Genomic DNA, 15,735 nt, shown 5'->3' with positions numbered 1-15,735 from the left:
CGCCAAAACGGCAACGCGCCGTTGCGATCGGATTGAAATGAAGATTTTTGTCGAGAAAAGAGGTACGCCACTGTTTTGCCTTCCATTCAATTAATTGGAATAGCGTACCATAAATTAACTATGTATAAAAACTAACCTAAGAAAAGATGACTCAGCATCCAGCATGCCAGTAAGATAAATACGCCGCCCATCACTTTGTGCTGGTACCGACGAAACTCACTATTTTCCAGCAGTTTTTTGCCCAATGTGCCAGCCATAATCACAAGCAATAAATTATAGAAAAAGCCCGCTACATTTAGCAGCATACCCAGCGCCATCATCTGCTCACCAGTACTCGCACTAATTTTAGGCGAGACAAATTGAGGCAAAAACATGACGAAAAAGACTAAAACTTTAGGATTAAGGAGGTTATTAAACAGCGCTCGGCGGTAATACGTGCGCGCCAAGCTCCGTGCTTGTAGTAGCGCTGGAACATCAGACGCCTCACAGCGTAAGCTATCCCAGCCCATTTTAAGTAGATAGGCGCCGCCAACCAAATGCATCACCTGTAATGCCATTGGATTCATCGCAATTACCGCAGACACGCCAATCGCAGCCAACACAGTCAATATGATCCCTGACGTTGCCGTTCCCAAACTGGCACAAAACCCAACTCGTTTACCGTAATTCATACTAGTACTGGTGATGAGTAACATATCGGGACCCGGCACCAAAAAAAGCGCCAGCATCGCCGTGAGATACATGGGAAGAACAGCCAAATCAATCATGATAACCACAAAATTTCATGCAAAAGGTGGCGAATTTTATATCGCAAAGGCATCACCTTCCAGCACAATGACGATTAATAATCGCTATTGAATGGATAAAAACAACAAAAAACTTCAATCATAAAGGCCATGTAACAAATTCAATCGTATAACAACACAACATCGTCACTTTCGAGTTATTTATTTCCAATTTAATTGTTTGATTATTAGGGAGATACACGTAAAGTAGTGTGCATGCTATGGACGCAATGGCTCAACAAAGGAATTGTCAAATTATGAGTAGCAAATCGCGCATGCGCTTGCTGTTTGATGGCGTGATCGCCATGTTACCACTCAATATTGCGATTTTACCCTGGGGTTTTCTCGCAGGATCTTATGCGATTGAAGTGGGTCTTCATCCTGTTGAAGGGCAACTCATGTCAGTGGTGATGTTTGCTGGTGCTGGACAGCTCGCGCTGATGGGGATGATTTTTGCCGGCGCGAACTTAATGACCATCTTAATGACCATATTTTTTGTCACCTCACGCCATCTTTTATACAGCGTCGCTGTACGCGCAAAAGTTGTTGACTTGCCCACACGCTGGCGCGTTATTCTCGGGTTCCTTTTGACTGACGAGCTCTTTGCCATCATTGGGCATCAATCGCCAAAGCAATTCCAACCTTGGTATGCTTTTGGCGCCGGATTCAGCTTTTATCTAATTTGGAATATCGCAACAACGACTGGCATTGTCGCGGGGAGTTACCTTCCCGATTTAGATAAATGGGGGCTGGAATTTGCAGTTGCTGCCATGTTTATCGGTATCGTCGTCCCTCATATTCGCTCTCTAGCGGTGATTGTGTGCGCCATTGTAGCGTTAATCACTTCTGTCGCGTTTTCACTATGGCAAATTGAGGGCGCATTAATGTTTTCCAGTCTCATCGCGATGGCGGCAGGTTATACAACAGAACGTTTTGTTGGGGTGACCAAATGACCACTATAACCATTTTGCTGTGCGCCCTTGTCATTTTTATCAGCCGTTATCTGCTAATGGATCCACGCGTTCCTATTCGCCTTGGCGAACGTACGCAGCGTTTTCTCGCCTACTCTAGCCCAGCAGTGCTGACTGCCATCACCGCTCCTATTGTCTTTTTACCGGAAGGGGCGCTGGCGCTAACATGGCACAATGATTATCTTGTTGCGGGATGTTTTGCCATTGGGATTGCTTATTGGCGTAAAAACGTACTGCTAACCACACTCGCAAGCTTAGCGGTGTTTTTGCTTTTACATATGCCAAAATGAAGATATACCCAAACAACTTGAAGATGCAGATAGGCGACAAGAGAGTAAAGCCTCTGAGCATAGATGAGCTGTGTGATGAGGTTTGCGAGCGCCAGTCAACAACGCTGCAACTTCAAGTGGGACAGGTATATATATTCAAACAACTTACGGTTGTTGCAAGGTGGGCAAACGAACAAAGCCGCTGAAATGAACATAGATGAAATGGGGCTGGTGAGCGCCAGCCCGCTACTTTTGCTTAACTCATGGCACTCACTGAGCGAGCCACTCGGTTTCAATCAGAGTCTTATCACCACTTTTAAGTCGCGCTAAAAAAACATCCCCAACTTGCACTTCACCAACGCCTTTGGGCGTTCCGGTTAACAAAACGTCACCATCAATCAAATGGGTATAGCATTGCACTTCATGCAAAATGGTGTGTGGCGAATAGATCATCTGTGTTACATCACCGCACTGCACTCTGACACAGTTAATGAAAAGCTCCACTTGTAGTGATTCTAATGTAAGTGCCTCTAAGGGGATGAAGCGGCTCAATAGTGCGGAGCCATCAAACGCTTTGGCTCGCTCCCAAGGTAACCCTTGCGATTTTAGGTGCGATTGCAATTCACGCTTTGTCAGATCTAACGCTAAGCCAACGCCAAATAACGCGCTGTTTTTAATCAAAAATGCAATCTCGACTTCGTAGTGCAACCGCTGTTCGTTGTGCATCGCAAAAAGTGTTTGAGTAATAGCACTGTTCGGCTTATTAAACAGCACCATTTCCGTCGGTATCGCATTTCCCAACTCTTCGATATGGGCAAGATAGTTGCGCCCAACACACACTAATTTACTGGGTGAGAACCGCTCTTCACCACAATAGATTGACTTCATCATCGACCTCTTCCTTGTTACTCAATTTGATCTACCCGATAACCGATTGTTTTTCAATCAAAGGATCAACAAAGTGCCGATACGATCTAAAATCTACACCCAAACAATTGAGAAAAACGCCACCGTTAAATTGTTTCGACACGAATAAATGAGTTTATCGTCGCCAAGCTAGGGATCTTGAATTCTTTATCTCGTGTAGAAAACGTTTAACTGATTCACTTATATGGACAAATAAAAAATTTAACCTCATGTTTTTATTTGATAAAAATTCAATTGGCTTTATTTATTTGTACATAAGTTATAAAAACGTTTGACTTGACGCTAATTATCAACATAATACGCGCCGTTTGTCCGCAGTTCGGACGTGGAATTTTAACGACTACTGAGGTTTTTATGGCAACCGATAACAACTACAGTTTGGGACCTGTTCCAACAAATGCACGAAAGGGGGTCACCTCGCTCACTATGGTGATGCTAGGATTGACCTTTTTTTCTGCCAGTATGTGGACGGGAGGGTCATTGGGCACAGGCCTCTCATTCGATGACTTCTTCCTTGCCGTTCTCATTGGTAATCTTATCCTCGGTATTTACACTTCTTTTCTCGGTTATATTGGCGCTTCTACTGGCCTCTCCACTCACCTTCTCGCTCGTTTCTCCTTTGGTTCTAAAGGCTCTTGGCTACCTTCTGCTCTGCTTGGCGGCACACAAGTCGGTTGGTTTGGTGTAGGCGTTGCCATGTTTGCCATTCCAGTTCACAAGGCAACCGGTATTGATACCAACCTGCTTATCGTCACGTCAGGCTTGTTGATGACCGCTACGGTTTACTTTGGTATCTCGGCCTTGATGATTCTTTCCGCTATCGCCGTACCCGCGATTGCGATCCTTGGCGGCTATTCCGTCAATCAAGCGGTAGAAAGCGTCGGCGGCATTGCCCAGCTGCAATCGGTCACACCAGCTGAACCACTTGATTTTTCGGTTGCACTGGCGATGGTCGTAGGCTCGTTTATTAGTGCTGGCACACTAACAGCGGACTTCGTTCGATTTGGCAAAAAGCCAAGTAGCGCAGTGCTGGTCACTATGGTGGCATTTTTTATCGGCAACTCATTAATGTTCATTTTTGGCGCTGCAGGAGCGGCCGTGACGGGACAATCGGATATCTCTGAAGTGATGATTGCCCAAGGTCTGTTGATTCCTGCCATTATCGTTTTGGGCCTCAACATTTGGACCACCAACGACAATGCACTTTACGCATCAGGATTGGGCTTTGCCAACATTACTGGCTTGCCAAGTAAGTACATTTCGATGGCGAACGGCGTGGTTGGCACCCTATGCGCTTTATGGCTTTATAATAATTTTGTTGGCTGGCTGACCTTCTTATCGCTTGCCATTCCTCCGATTGGTGGCGTGATCATTGCCGATTTCTTGCTCAATCGCGCGCGTTACAAAAATTTTGCTGAGATAGAGTTTCAAAACATCAATTGGGCTGGCATTATCGCCGTCGCAATCGGTGTTGCTGCAGGCCACTTCATTCCTGGTGTGGTGCCCGTGAACGCGGTACTTGGCGGCGCATTAAGTTATGCAATTATGAACACTATTCAACACAAAAAGACGCTAGCGAAACAGGCAGCGTAAGGAACCATCATGACAAGATTACTAGTCAAAAATGTGACGCTTCAAGGCGAAACTGGCCTCAAGCAAATTTTGATTGAAGATGGTCAATTTACTCAAATTGCAAACATCGATGAGGCGCTGGATTTTTCTGGTCCAGTGCTCGATGGTGAAGGTGGTATGGCGGTTGCGCCATTTTGTGAGCCGCACATTCATCTCGATACCACGCAAACCGCAGGTGAGCCCAATTGGAATATTTCTGGCACGCTGTTTGAAGGTATTGAGCGCTGGGCAGAGCGTAAAGCGCTACTGTCTATTGACGATGTTAAAAAACGCGCCAAGCAAACACTGAAATGGCAGATTGCCAATGGTGTGCAACATGTGCGCACCCATGTGGACGTTTCTGATCCTACGCTTATCGCGCTCAAAGCGATGATTGAAGTGCGTGAAGAGATGAAACAGTGGGTCGACATCCAAATCGTAGCATTTCCACAAGAAGGCATTTTGTCTTACCCAAATGGCAAAGAACTTCTTGAACAAGCGGTGAAGCTTGGCGCTGATGTCATTGGTGCCATTCCACACTTTGAGTTCACCCGGGAATACGGCGTAGAGTCATTACACTATGTGTTTGAGCTCGCGCAGAAATACGACCGATTAATCGATGTTCACTGTGATGAAATTGACGATGAACAATCGCGCTTTGTTGAAACCGTTGCCGCATTAGCGCACAAGTTCAATATGGGTGAGCGAGTCACGGCTAGCCACACGACGGCAATGGGCTCCTATAATGGTGCTTACGCATCACGTTTGTTCCGCCTGCTGCGCATGTCTGGGATTAATTTCGTGGCTAACCCTCTGGTTAATATTCACCTGCAAGGTCGTTTTGATGATTACCCGAAACGCCGAGGTGTCACGCGCGTTAAAGAGATGCTGGCTTCAAACATTAATGTCTGCTTTGGTCATGATGATGTCTTTGACCCTTGGTATCCGCTTGGAACAGCGAACATGTTGCAAGTTCTGCATATGGGTCTGCATGTTTGCCAAGTGATGGGTTATGAGCAAATCAATCAAGGGCTTGATTTAATCAGCCGCAACTCGGCTCGCACATTAAACATACAAGAGCGCCACGGTATTGATGTCGGTAAACCTGGTAGCCTTTTGATTCTGCCAGCCGAAAATGGCTTTGATGCGGTACGTCGCCAAGTGCCAGTGCGTTATTCTGTCCGTCACGGTAATGTGATTGCACAAACAATTCCCGCGCAAACCACGATTCACCTAGACAGTGAAGAAACGGTGACATTTAAGCGCTAATAAGGTTACTTATCGCGATAAATGGCATCTACCCAAACACGTGGAGTGCAGTAAAGAGCGGCAATCACCTGAGGCCGCCAGAGCATCTGCAGCATCAAGTGAAACGGAAATAAAAGCCTCGAACCTGTGTCGAGGCTTTTTACTATACCCAAACAACTTCAAGCGGGAAGAGTATAAGAATCACTTTCTCAGCGCATTGAGTTTTGCTTGTGCTAGGCCAAACACTGTATCAATCGGATACGACCCTTCAAGACTGGCCTCTCCGGCAGGTTTGCCCGTAAATAGCTCAATTGCTTCGGTCACATGGTCAATCGCCCAAATGTGAAACTCACCTTTTTCCACCGCTTTGACGACATCGCTGCGTAACATCAAATTATGCACGTTGGAGCGCGGAATAATCACCCCTTGTGTTGGCGCCCTGCCTTTAATGCCACAAACGTCAAAAAAGCCTTCAATTTTCTCATTCACGCCACCAATAGGCTGAGCTTCACCAAATTGGTTCATTGATCCGGTAATCGCTATATCTTGCCTATTAGGCTGTTTTGCAAACGCAGAGACCACGGCACAAAACTCTGCCATGCTCGCACTATCACCATCGACCCCACCATACGATTGCTCAAATGTAATGGTGGTAGTCAGTGGCACTCTTGCGTTACGGCCAAATACCGACGATAGATACGCGGACAAAATCATCACACCTTTAGAGTGAATGCTGCCACCAAGATCAACACTGCGCTCGATATCAATCACTTCGCCATCACCATAACAGGTGGTCGCTGTAATACGATTTGGCGCGCCAAACATGTAATCGCTGGTACTGAGCACGGAAAGCGCATTCACCTGACCGACCGCTTCACCATGAGTATGAATTAGCGTCGTTCCGTTAATGAAGGTTTCCATCACGCTGTCTTTAAGACGACTCACTCGAAGTTCTTGATTGCGCAGTGCCTCTTCCACATGCCCAGTACGGATCATATTGGCGTTGGCCTGTTTCGCCACATAGTTAGACTCGCGCAACAAGTTGGCTATCTGAGCTGAATGAAGCGATAACTTGCTTTGATCACCAGACACTCTAGAGCTGTGTTCTATGATCCGCGCGATGGCTTTTTTATCACAATGCAGTAAATTATTGTCGTGAACCACGCTTGAAATAAAGCGCGCATAATGCAGTTCAGAATCTGGCGTGCGCCGCATCTCATCTTCAAAATCTGCCGTCACGCGGAACAGCTCACCAAATTCAGGATCGTAATGCTGCAATAGTTGATAGGTGCGATAGTCACCAAATAAAATGATCTTGATATCTAAAGGGATCGGCTCTGGATCTAGTGAAACAGCGCCCGTAAGCGTCACCTCTTTTTCCAACGAGGTAAAACTCAACTGACGCGCGCGTAACGCCCGTTTGAGTCCGTCCCACACATACGGCTGCTCAAGCACTTTTTGCGCGTCCATCAGTAAAACGCCACCATTTGCTTTGTGCAAACTACCGGCACGAATCAGCGAAAAATCGGTAAACACTGTGCCTTTAAATGTGGCGGTTTCAATCGAACCAAAGAGCCGGTGGTAATTGGGGTTTTCTTCCACCACAATCGGTAGTTGCTGCTGTTTATGGCTAACAATCAAATTAACTTTATAGCGACGTGGCAGCTTTTTATCTAAAGATGCCGATGCAATTTCGCCTTGCTCACCACTCTCTTCAAGAAAAATATCTGAGTTTTCGATGATGTCTTTTTGTAAATCCGTCAAGTACCCTTTTACTTCCGCGTAGTCGGCGTACTCTTTTTTCAAGTTTTGAATAAAATGACCAATGACGTCACGAGTCACATCTTCATTCAGTTTCTTGATTTTCTCGCTGTAACCATCTTCCCACTCCGTTAATTGGCGCACCATAGTGCGAAGCTCAACTTCGAGTTCATCAATTCGAGTGCCAAACTCTTCTTGTTCACGCTTGCTCAGCGCATCAAAAGACTCTTCTGTATGCAGTTCCTCACCATTCATCGCGACAAACTGGTAATCACCCTGATTGGTGATAGTCAGGCTGATCCCTTTTTGTTGCGCTTCTTTGGTGATGCGCTCAAGCTCAATGGCCTGCTTTGTCGCCAGTTGATTTTTGAGTCGATCGGCGCGCGAAAAGTAGAGTTCATTATCAAATGCGAGCGGAATGGCGTTCACCAACTTCATGATCACACGCTCGACATCGGCTTTGAACTGAGTACCAATGCCAAAAGGCAGCTGTAAAACACGAGGGGTGCGAATGTCATCAAAGTTCGCGACATAGCACCAATCAAAAATCGCATTTTCATCATGTTGATGACGATTCAAATAGCGCAGCACCATAGTGCGTTTACCCAGTCCATTCTGGCCAACCGCATAAATATTGTATCCCTTCTCTTTAATTGACATCGCAAACTCAACCGCTTTTTGCGCGCGAGTTTGACCGACAATTTCATCAATCGGCGGGAGTTCTTTGGTGGATTTGCACGGCAGCTTCTCCAACTCCGCTGGTGCATACAAACAACCAGCTTCTAATCTCTCTATCGCCATACGGTTCTCCTCACCCAATTCAACGTTTGTCTTTATTTTTAATCAGCATAGACGAAAATAATTGATTTTTTAGTGACTTAACCAGCATTGATCCAACAATATTTGAATCCCTCATCTCATCAATAGTGAAGCGTTAGCGAATACAAATATCGCACGGAGACAGCCGTATTAACGATGTTTCTTTGAACAAAAGATATTCAAATGAATGCTCAATCTCACACAATTTTACTAATTCGCTCAATAAATGAAAAAAGAGTGGTGAAATGCGTCGCAAATGTGTAGATTGACGAATGAAAGCTGTGAGTTGCGATAAAATTTTTGCTTTTCATTTTACTTTCATACTTGTGAGCTAGACTCAACCTAATGACGATTCATTTTAATCGAATTGATTAGGTTAAATTGATCTCACAACTCCAGAAATGGCGCTGTGCGCCTTTCGGTTTGGCCGCCGAAGAAATAGACGCATTTTTCTGTTCCTTATGCGTTTACTGGTATAAATGCCGCGTCTAACGCGGCATTTTTCTTTTTTGACGTTTGTGAGTGCCCATCCCTTCATTTTTTTAAAGGAAAGCGCTGCAACGTCAAGTAGGACGGGTATAGACTTTCGTTGATATATGCGCTGTAACCCCAGAAATCCACCTTGAGTCTGCGCTTGATCGCAGACAGATACGCACTTTCTTGTAAAAATTCACATCATAGCAACAAACCCTCGATTCCATTGAGGTCGTGAAGATGAGCAAGGAGCGTATTGTGAGCACACTCAACAGCACCACCACCGACGACAATGAACCGTTGCAACCTAGCGCCAAGGGACTGCATTTAACCCCATCAGAACTGACCCTTTCACCTCAATATCAAGCATTTACTGAGCAACTTAGCCAAGCGTTAAAGCCATCACAAATCATTATTGATGCTCCCAATCGCCTTGCTTACGGTACCGATGCCAGTTTCTATCGCCAAATTCCTCAAGTCGTACTGCGCTTAGACACCATCAGTCAAGTTCAACTCGTGGTACGACTCGCAGCTCAATATCAATTACCCTATACCTTTCGCGCAGCTGGTACGAGCCTTTCAGGGCAAGCGGTGTCAGACTCAATACTCATCACCTTAAGTGACCAATGGCGAGAGGCCAACGTCTTCGATGACGGTAAGCTCATCACTTTGCAACCTGGGGTGATTGGCGCAGACGCAAACCGCTTATTGATGCCCTTTCAACGGAAAATTGGGCCCGATCCTGCGTCAATAAACACCTGTAAAATTGGTGGTATTGCAGCCAATAACGCGAGCGGCATGTGCTGCGGCACAGCGCAAAACTCTTACCATACCCTCACCAACCTCACCGTGGTGCTACACGACGGGACACTTGTGAATACGGCCAGCGAAGAGAGTCTTGCCGCCTTTCGTTCTAGCCATCACACTTTGTTAGCAGGTCTTAGCGCGCTTAGAGAAACCATTTTATCGACGCCGAATCTGAAACAAAAAATCGCTCACAAATATCGACTTAAAAACACCACAGGTTATGCGCTGAACGCCTTTATCGATTTTGACGACCCTATCGAGATTTTTAAACATCTGATGATTGGCTCTGAAGGAACTTTGGGCTTTATTGCCCAGATCAGCTACCGCACGGTTGAAGATCCAGCGCATAAAGCGGCAGCACTGCTGATTTTTGATAACATAGAATCCGCATGTAACGCCGTTACCATGCTCAGTAAAACCCCAGTTGCCGCCGTGGAACTTATGGATGGTCGAGCGCTAAAATCCGTCGCCCATGAGTCCGGCATGCCTAGCTTCATGCCCACACTCTCACTAGAAGCCGCTGGGTTGCTTATTGAAACTCAAGCAAATGACCAAACGCAGCTCAATTTACAATGTAAATCTGTGATGGATTCACTGGCTGCCTTTCACATTGCACATCAAGTCGCGTTTACCAAGGATCCCCAAACCATCGGTCGACTCTGGGGAATTCGTAAGGGCATGTTTCCCGCCGTTGGCGCAGTGCGTCAATCGGGAACAACCGTTATCATTGAAGATATTGCCTTTCCACTGGCCGCTCTCGCCGCAGGTGTTCGTGATTTACAGCAACTTTTCGAAAAACATCATTATCATGAAGCGATCATTTTTGGTCATGCACTGGCTGGCAATCTGCATTTCGTTTTCACTCAAGGCTTTGAAAATAAAAATGAAATTCAAAGGTATGCTGAATTTATGCAAGAGGTCACTGAGCTGGTTGCGGTTAAGTATCAAGGCTCGCTAAAGGCCGAGCATGGCACCGGCCGCAATATGGCACCATTTGTTGAACTCGAGTGGGGTCATGACGCTTATCAAATTATGCAAGCGGTTAAAACGCTATTTGATCCGCAAAATCTGCTCAATCCCGGCGTCATTATCAACCAAGATCCCAAAGCGCATCTGAAGCATTTAAAACCTATGCCAAAAGCCGATCCATTGGTTGATCGCTGTATCGAATGTGGTTTTTGTGAGCCAGTCTGCCCGTCTCGTACGCTCTCGCTTTCACCGAGGCAGCGCATTGTGCTCTATCGCGAGTTAAGTTATTTAAAACAGACCGAGCAAACGTCGCATTTCCTAAAAAAAGCATTTGATTATCAGGGTATTGATACTTGCGCGGCTACTGGGTTATGCGCTGAACGCTGTCCTGTAGGTATTAACACTGGCGACTTAATTAAACAATTGCGGCAAAAGAAATACGCCAGCTATCGCTCTATTGCTCGCTGGAGTGCCGATCATTTTGCCACCGTGACAAAATTGGCCAAAATAGGGTTAAGAAGCAACCAAGCTGTGACTAAAACGCTCGGCGAGAAACGGGTTAAAACACTCATCACCGGAATACGAAAACTGACCCAAAACACCACACCGACGTGGCTTGCGCAATACCCTAACCCCAATCGTCACGTTCTTAACTCTTTCACCACATTAGACAATGAGGATCGAAAAGTCGTCTATGTGCCCTCTTGTTCAAGTCGAGTGATGGGCGCGGCCTCTCAAGATACGGATCGGCGCTCATTAACTGAGGTGACATTGTCACTTCTAAAAAAGGCCCACTTTGATGTGATTATTCCACATCAATGTGAACAGCTTTGCTGCGGAATGCCATTTGAGAGTAAAGGAATGAGCGATATCGCAGACACGAAACTCGCGCAACTTGAAACGGCGTTATGGAAGGCGAGCGACCAAGGTAACATTCCCATTTTATTTGACACCAGCCCATGCATTCAGCGCGCGTTAGCTTCGTTTTCCCGCTCAATGCGCCTTTATGAGCCCAGCCAATTTGTCATTGACTGTGTCATTCAACATTTAAACATCACGCCGCAAAATGAACCTGTGATGCTCCATATCACCTGCAGCTCACAACGCATGGGTCGTAGCGCGTCCCTCATTGATCTCGCAAAGCGTTGCGCGCGCGAGGTAATTATTCCGGACAATATTCATTGCTGTGGCTGGGCTGGCGATAAGGGTTTCACCACACCAGAGCTCAATCAAGCCGCGCTTAGCGGGTTAAAATCCCAAGTCCCAGAAAATTGCTCTCAAGGGTATAGCAACAGCCGCACTTGTGAAATTGGTCTATCGCATCACAGCGGCATCAGTTATCAATCCATCCTCTACTTGGTCGATAACGTCTCAAGGGCAATTTAAGGTCAACGCAAAATTAAGACAGTGATGAATCTAAAAAAAAGACCTCCTACTCAAAGAGCAGGAGGTCGCACTGTTACACCTAAGAATTAACCTTGGTATTTGTCGTGAGAGACGTCCAATTTGTAGAACGTCACTTGCGAGTAGTCATCAAGATCACCGCTGATGTTTTGGTTATATACACCCGCTTTGAAGTACATGTACTTACCGCCAACATCGTAGCCACTTTGGCTCATATCAACCACTTGTACCGCGTCTTCTTTGCCTTCACGCATTAGCGTTACCGTCATCGTGTTGCCTTTTACTTCGATGCGATAGCTAAATACTTCACCAAGTGCAATACCATCGTTACCCACTTCAGCAGTCAAATCACCCACTAGTGGATAAAAATCTTCTTTCGCAGCGTCTTGGCTCTCGTGAGCAAAGTAAACTGCGCCAGTAGGCTGGTTTGGCAACTTACGGAAATACAAGCGAATCGGCTCATCGTTTTGGTCGTGGATCTGACCGATGATAAAGCGGCCCACTTCATTCGCGTTACCCGTAGTGGTCGCATGATCGACCTTCAACGTTGCTTCCAAAACGCCATCGATACCACCAGCGGCTTTAAGATCCGCTTCCGGCGCACTTGAGAATACCCAGTTGTTTTTGTTAACACCTTTGGTGCTAATCGAATGGTCGCCTCGACGCATCATCTCACGGAACTCTGTGCGCGCGTATTTGGTGTTCTTTGATGTACGAACGCCTTTTACAAACGACTTAAACACTAAGCCACCATCGTCTGCGGTATAGAAAATATCAGGATGTTGATAGCCGCTAGCCAAGTTCCATTCAGAAACATCATCTGGCTTACCATTTTTATCATGATCGAAAGGTTGAGACAGATACCAATGAGTCAAATCGAAGTTTTCACTTGGAGCCTTACCCGCAAGTGGTTTAGCGGGTAGGTTTGTTGGTTTTGGCAATGCACTGCGCGTGTCACATTTCACCGAGGTTTCACATGGGTAAACTGCAGCAACACCAAAGTTGCCAGAACGAAGCTCTTTACGCGCCGCTTTACGCGCTTTTTCTGCCGCTTTGATTTCAGCAATCAATGTCGCTTCTGCGGCTACGACGTCAGAGGTGATGATGTGGTTCGCAGGGCATGCATTAATACCACAGTTTACGGCAGCAAGTTCTGTCACACTGTTCCAGCCATTTTTGGTATTACCATGGCCCACGTATTTCACGTAACGCGCTTTTACTGCTGGCGCGAACTGGAAGCGCTCAAGACCAATCGCTTTACCAGAGCTGATTTGGTTCTCAAGTACGGTGGTCCAAGTTTTACCATCGACACTCACTTGAATATCAAATTTAGACTGACGCTCGTTGCCTTTGCTGAATGACGCTTGAACTGCATCAAACTCTTGCACTGAGCCATAATCCAACATAGCCCACTCGCCGTCACCGGCAGAAGACCAACGCGTTAAAATATCCTGGTCAAACAGGCGATCCGGACCATTACCATCATGGCTACTCGCAGTGAGTGCGACTGGCGTTAAAATCGGTTCACCCGTTTCTTTGTTATTAGGAAAATCAGCAGTTGGTGTGCTCGTGCTCGCGCAACCAACCGCAAGGAGTACGGAAGAGGCAATCAAGCTCTTTAGAATAGTTTGTTTCATACTAAGTCCATTATTGTAATACAAATTCAGCATATAAAAACGAAAACAGAGTTTAAAAACAGCCATTATCGGGCATAAAGCCTTCAAATGCTTGTCGTGGAACTGACTATTACATAATTTTATAATACAAATAAGCGCTCAATTTGATAAATGAGACTCGCGCCACTTTCTGAGTTTCTCATACTTTAGCTGGATCACATTTGTATTGATAAAATAGCCGAGAAATCCGTAAGATCGTTGTACTGACTTTCCAATAGACCGCCTTATGAACGATTCAACTTCCGCCGAACTATTGCAGCATTTCGAACCGCGTTTCCTTGCACTGGCCGAGGCATTATACAAATCAAATGACCCACGCTCAGCAGCGTCATCCAACGATATACCGACTGCTGCTGATAATGCCCACGACATCACTCATATCCGCCGCGTAGTGGAAACGGCGCGCGAGTTGGCTCATTTAGAAGGGGCTGATTTAGCCGTGGTGATCCCTGCAGCGTTCTTACACGACTGCGTCACCCTGCCGAAAAACCATCCCGACCGCGCCAAAAGCTCAATACTCGCAGCGCAAAAATCACAGGTGCTGCTTGAAGAGATGGGCTATCCGAGCCGTTATCACTCCGCCATCGCTCATGCAATCGAGGCGCACAGTTTCAGTGCTCAAATTCCACCACAAACCCTTGAAGCAAAAGTCGTTCAAGACGCGGATAGACTCGATGCCCTTGGCGCAATTGGGATTGCGCGATGCATAAACGTTAGTAGTCACTTCAATGCGGCGCTCTATCACTCAACAGATCCATTCGCCGCAACGCGAGACTTGGATGACAAGGCCTATATGCTGGATCACTTTTCAGTAAAGCTCTTTCCGATAGCTTCCACAATGACCACCGCCTCGGGTAAAGCAGCGGCGCAGCAGCGTGTTCAATTTATGCACGCTTTTTTGCAACAATTACAACAAGAAATAGGTAAACTGAATTAACCACACTGAAATCAGTCAGATGAAAAAGAGAAGCGCATGAAGATCATCATTTTGCACGGGTTGTATATGCATGGCATTGTGATGCAGCCTCTGGCTCACAAACTGGAAAAGCTTGGCTTTGCCACCCATGTCATCAGCTACAATACGGTCTCGATTGATGATGAAACGCTTTTTGATGAAATCGATGCCGCCCTTCCTCATGGTGAAAGTGCGGCACTGCTTGGGCACAGCCTAGGAGGATTGATGCTCAAGCATTATTTGCAAGCCCGCCAACCAAGCATCGAAAAAATATCTCATGCCATCGCGCTTGGCAGTCCATTTCAAGGGGCGGCTATCACAACGCCTATTGTAAATTGGGGCCTGGGTATGATCTTAGGAAACGCAATTGAACATGGGTTAACACCCCAAGAAGCGCATTGGAATCTCCCCCAAAAATTGGGCTCAATCGCAGGAACGCTGCCGATCGGGTTTCTTCCCCTGTTCACCTCCTCCTCTTCGCAGCCTTCCGATGGTACGGTATCGGTAGAAGAAACCAAAATTGAAGGGATGACGGATCATTTGCTGACCAAAAACACACATAATAGTCTGCTTGCCAGTGATGAAGTCGCGCAGCAAATCGGTTATTTTTTGCAGCATGACCATTTTAACGTGGTCAATCGTGGCGCAAATTAGGCCAACTTGCTTTTTTTTAGCGCAACCAAACGCAAAGATGACGCATTTATCAGCAATCAAACGTTTTGCACTTTACAAGTGATCCGCTTGTCCGTAATATTCGCCGCACACGGAGAGATGGCTGAGTGGTTGAAAGCACCGGTCTTGAAAACCGGCGTGCGTTAATAGCGCACCTAGGGTTCAAATCCCTATCTCTCCGCCACTTTTGCACTGTTTGGCACGCCGAGCAGTTTGCCTCGATAGCTCAGTCGGTAGAGCAGAGGATTGAAAATCCTCGTGTCGGTGGTTCGATTCCGCCTCGAGGCACCATTTTATATACTGGTGTCGCAGTACCACATAAATCCAAAGTATGTTGTGTGTTAGCCTCCAGTCAGTGCCCTAGGCGGGCCCGTTATTCCGCCTCGA

Annotated in this window: 11 protein-coding genes and 2 tRNA genes; 9 read left to right on the top strand and 4 right to left on the bottom strand. The window is 46.4% G+C overall.

Going from position 1 to position 15,735, the window contains the following annotated elements; genetic code table 11:
• Nucleotides 1-131: 131 nt before the first annotated feature.
• On the bottom strand, nucleotides 132-767 hold the full coding sequence (locus HGP28_RS16990) for a LysE family translocator (RefSeq protein WP_168837654.1): 636 nt from the start codon (nucleotides 765-767) through the stop codon (nucleotides 132-134).
• 275 nt (nucleotides 768-1,042) lie between these two features.
• Between HGP28_RS16990 and HGP28_RS16985 the strand changes: the two genes are divergently transcribed.
• A complete protein-coding gene (locus tag HGP28_RS16985) occupies nucleotides 1,043-1,738 on the top strand; it encodes an AzlC family ABC transporter permease (RefSeq protein WP_168837653.1) in 696 nt (231 codons plus the stop codon).
• Complete coding sequence (locus tag HGP28_RS16980; protein ID WP_168837652.1) at nucleotides 1,735-2,046, top strand: AzlD domain-containing protein; 312 nt, start codon at nucleotides 1,735-1,737, stop codon at nucleotides 2,044-2,046. The genes HGP28_RS16985 and HGP28_RS16980 overlap by 4 nt, the downstream gene beginning before the upstream one ends.
• A gap of 249 nt (nucleotides 2,047-2,295) precedes the next feature.
• Here the strand turns inward: HGP28_RS16980 and HGP28_RS16975 are convergent, their stop codons facing one another.
• Nucleotides 2,296-2,913: a fumarylacetoacetate hydrolase family protein gene (locus tag HGP28_RS16975; RefSeq protein ID WP_168837677.1), complete on the bottom strand. Its 618-nt coding sequence runs from the start codon at nucleotides 2,911-2,913 to the stop codon at nucleotides 2,296-2,298.
• Between the two features lie 393 nt (nucleotides 2,914-3,306).
• Here HGP28_RS16975 and codB point away from each other — a divergent pair, with 393 nt between their 5' ends.
• Both codB and HGP28_RS16965 read left to right on the top strand, forming a co-directional pair.
• Entirely contained in the window at nucleotides 3,307-4,545 is a 1,239-nt protein-coding gene (codB, locus tag HGP28_RS16970; RefSeq protein ID WP_168837651.1) for a cytosine permease, read from the top strand.
• Nucleotides 4,546-4,554: 9 nt separating this feature from the next.
• Complete coding sequence (locus tag HGP28_RS16965; protein ID WP_168837650.1) at nucleotides 4,555-5,832, top strand: cytosine deaminase; 1,278 nt, start codon at nucleotides 4,555-4,557, stop codon at nucleotides 5,830-5,832.
• Nucleotides 5,833-6,012: 180 nt separating this feature from the next.
• On the opposite strand, the gene HGP28_RS16960 is transcribed toward HGP28_RS16965, so the two are convergent.
• Nucleotides 6,013-8,373, bottom strand: coding sequence for a Lon protease family protein (locus tag HGP28_RS16960; protein WP_168837649.1), 2,361 nt, complete (start codon nucleotides 8,371-8,373; stop codon nucleotides 6,013-6,015).
• An 813-nt stretch (nucleotides 8,374-9,186) separates the two neighbouring features.
• Here HGP28_RS16960 and HGP28_RS16955 point away from each other — a divergent pair.
• Nucleotides 9,187-12,027, top strand: coding sequence for an FAD-binding and (Fe-S)-binding domain-containing protein (locus HGP28_RS16955; protein WP_246225772.1), 2,841 nt, complete (start codon nucleotides 9,187-9,189; stop codon nucleotides 12,025-12,027).
• A gap of 86 nt (nucleotides 12,028-12,113) precedes the next feature.
• On the opposite strand, the gene HGP28_RS16950 is transcribed toward HGP28_RS16955, so the two are convergent.
• A complete protein-coding gene (locus HGP28_RS16950) occupies nucleotides 12,114-13,682 on the bottom strand; it encodes a polysaccharide lyase family 7 protein (RefSeq protein WP_168837647.1) in 1,569 nt (522 codons plus the stop codon).
• 265 nt (nucleotides 13,683-13,947) lie between these two features.
• Here HGP28_RS16950 and HGP28_RS16945 point away from each other — a divergent pair, with 265 nt between their 5' ends.
• From HGP28_RS16945 to HGP28_RS16930, 4 genes are all read left to right on the top strand, one after another.
• Nucleotides 13,948-14,658 (top strand): HD domain-containing protein, encoded by a 711-nt coding sequence (locus HGP28_RS16945; protein WP_168837646.1) that lies wholly within the window; start codon nucleotides 13,948-13,950, stop codon nucleotides 14,656-14,658.
• 36 nt (nucleotides 14,659-14,694) lie between these two features.
• Nucleotides 14,695-15,330, top strand: a complete 636-nt coding sequence (locus tag HGP28_RS16940) for a lipase family protein (RefSeq protein WP_168837645.1) — start codon at nucleotides 14,695-14,697, stop codon at nucleotides 15,328-15,330.
• 111 nt (nucleotides 15,331-15,441) lie between these two features.
• Nucleotides 15,442-15,532: transfer RNA gene (locus tag HGP28_RS16935), tRNA-Ser, on the top strand.
• Between the two features lie 31 nt (nucleotides 15,533-15,563).
• Nucleotides 15,564-15,639, top strand: a tRNA-Phe gene (locus HGP28_RS16930).
• Nucleotides 15,640-15,735 lie beyond the last annotated feature (96 nt).

Source organism: Vibrio agarilyticus, assembly GCF_012641465.1.
In the GTDB taxonomy this organism is placed as follows: domain Bacteria; phylum Pseudomonadota; class Gammaproteobacteria; order Enterobacterales; family Vibrionaceae; genus Vibrio; species Vibrio agarilyticus.
This window is presented reverse-complemented; position numbering and strand designations above follow the sequence as displayed.

Coding starts and splice junctions, on each gene's coding strand:
- HGP28_RS16990 (WP_168837654.1), bottom strand. CDS start 767: ATGATTGATTTGGCTGTTCTTCCCATGTATCTCACGGCGATGCTGGCG.
- HGP28_RS16985 (WP_168837653.1), top strand. CDS start 1,043: ATGAGTAGCAAATCGCGCATGCGCTTGCTGTTTGATGGCGTGATCGCC.
- HGP28_RS16980 (WP_168837652.1), top strand. CDS start 1,735: ATGACCACTATAACCATTTTGCTGTGCGCCCTTGTCATTTTTATCAGC.
- HGP28_RS16975 (WP_168837677.1), bottom strand. CDS start 2,913: ATGAAGTCAATCTATTGTGGTGAAGAGCGGTTCTCACCCAGTAAATTA.
- codB (WP_168837651.1), top strand. CDS start 3,307: ATGGCAACCGATAACAACTACAGTTTGGGACCTGTTCCAACAAATGCA.
- HGP28_RS16965 (WP_168837650.1), top strand. CDS start 4,555: ATGACAAGATTACTAGTCAAAAATGTGACGCTTCAAGGCGAAACTGGC.
- HGP28_RS16960 (WP_168837649.1), bottom strand. CDS start 8,373: ATGGCGATAGAGAGATTAGAAGCTGGTTGTTTGTATGCACCAGCGGAG.
- HGP28_RS16950 (WP_168837647.1), bottom strand. CDS start 13,682: ATGAAACAAACTATTCTAAAGAGCTTGATTGCCTCTTCCGTACTCCTT.
- HGP28_RS16945 (WP_168837646.1), top strand. CDS start 13,948: ATGAACGATTCAACTTCCGCCGAACTATTGCAGCATTTCGAACCGCGT.
- HGP28_RS16940 (WP_168837645.1), top strand. CDS start 14,695: ATGAAGATCATCATTTTGCACGGGTTGTATATGCATGGCATTGTGATG.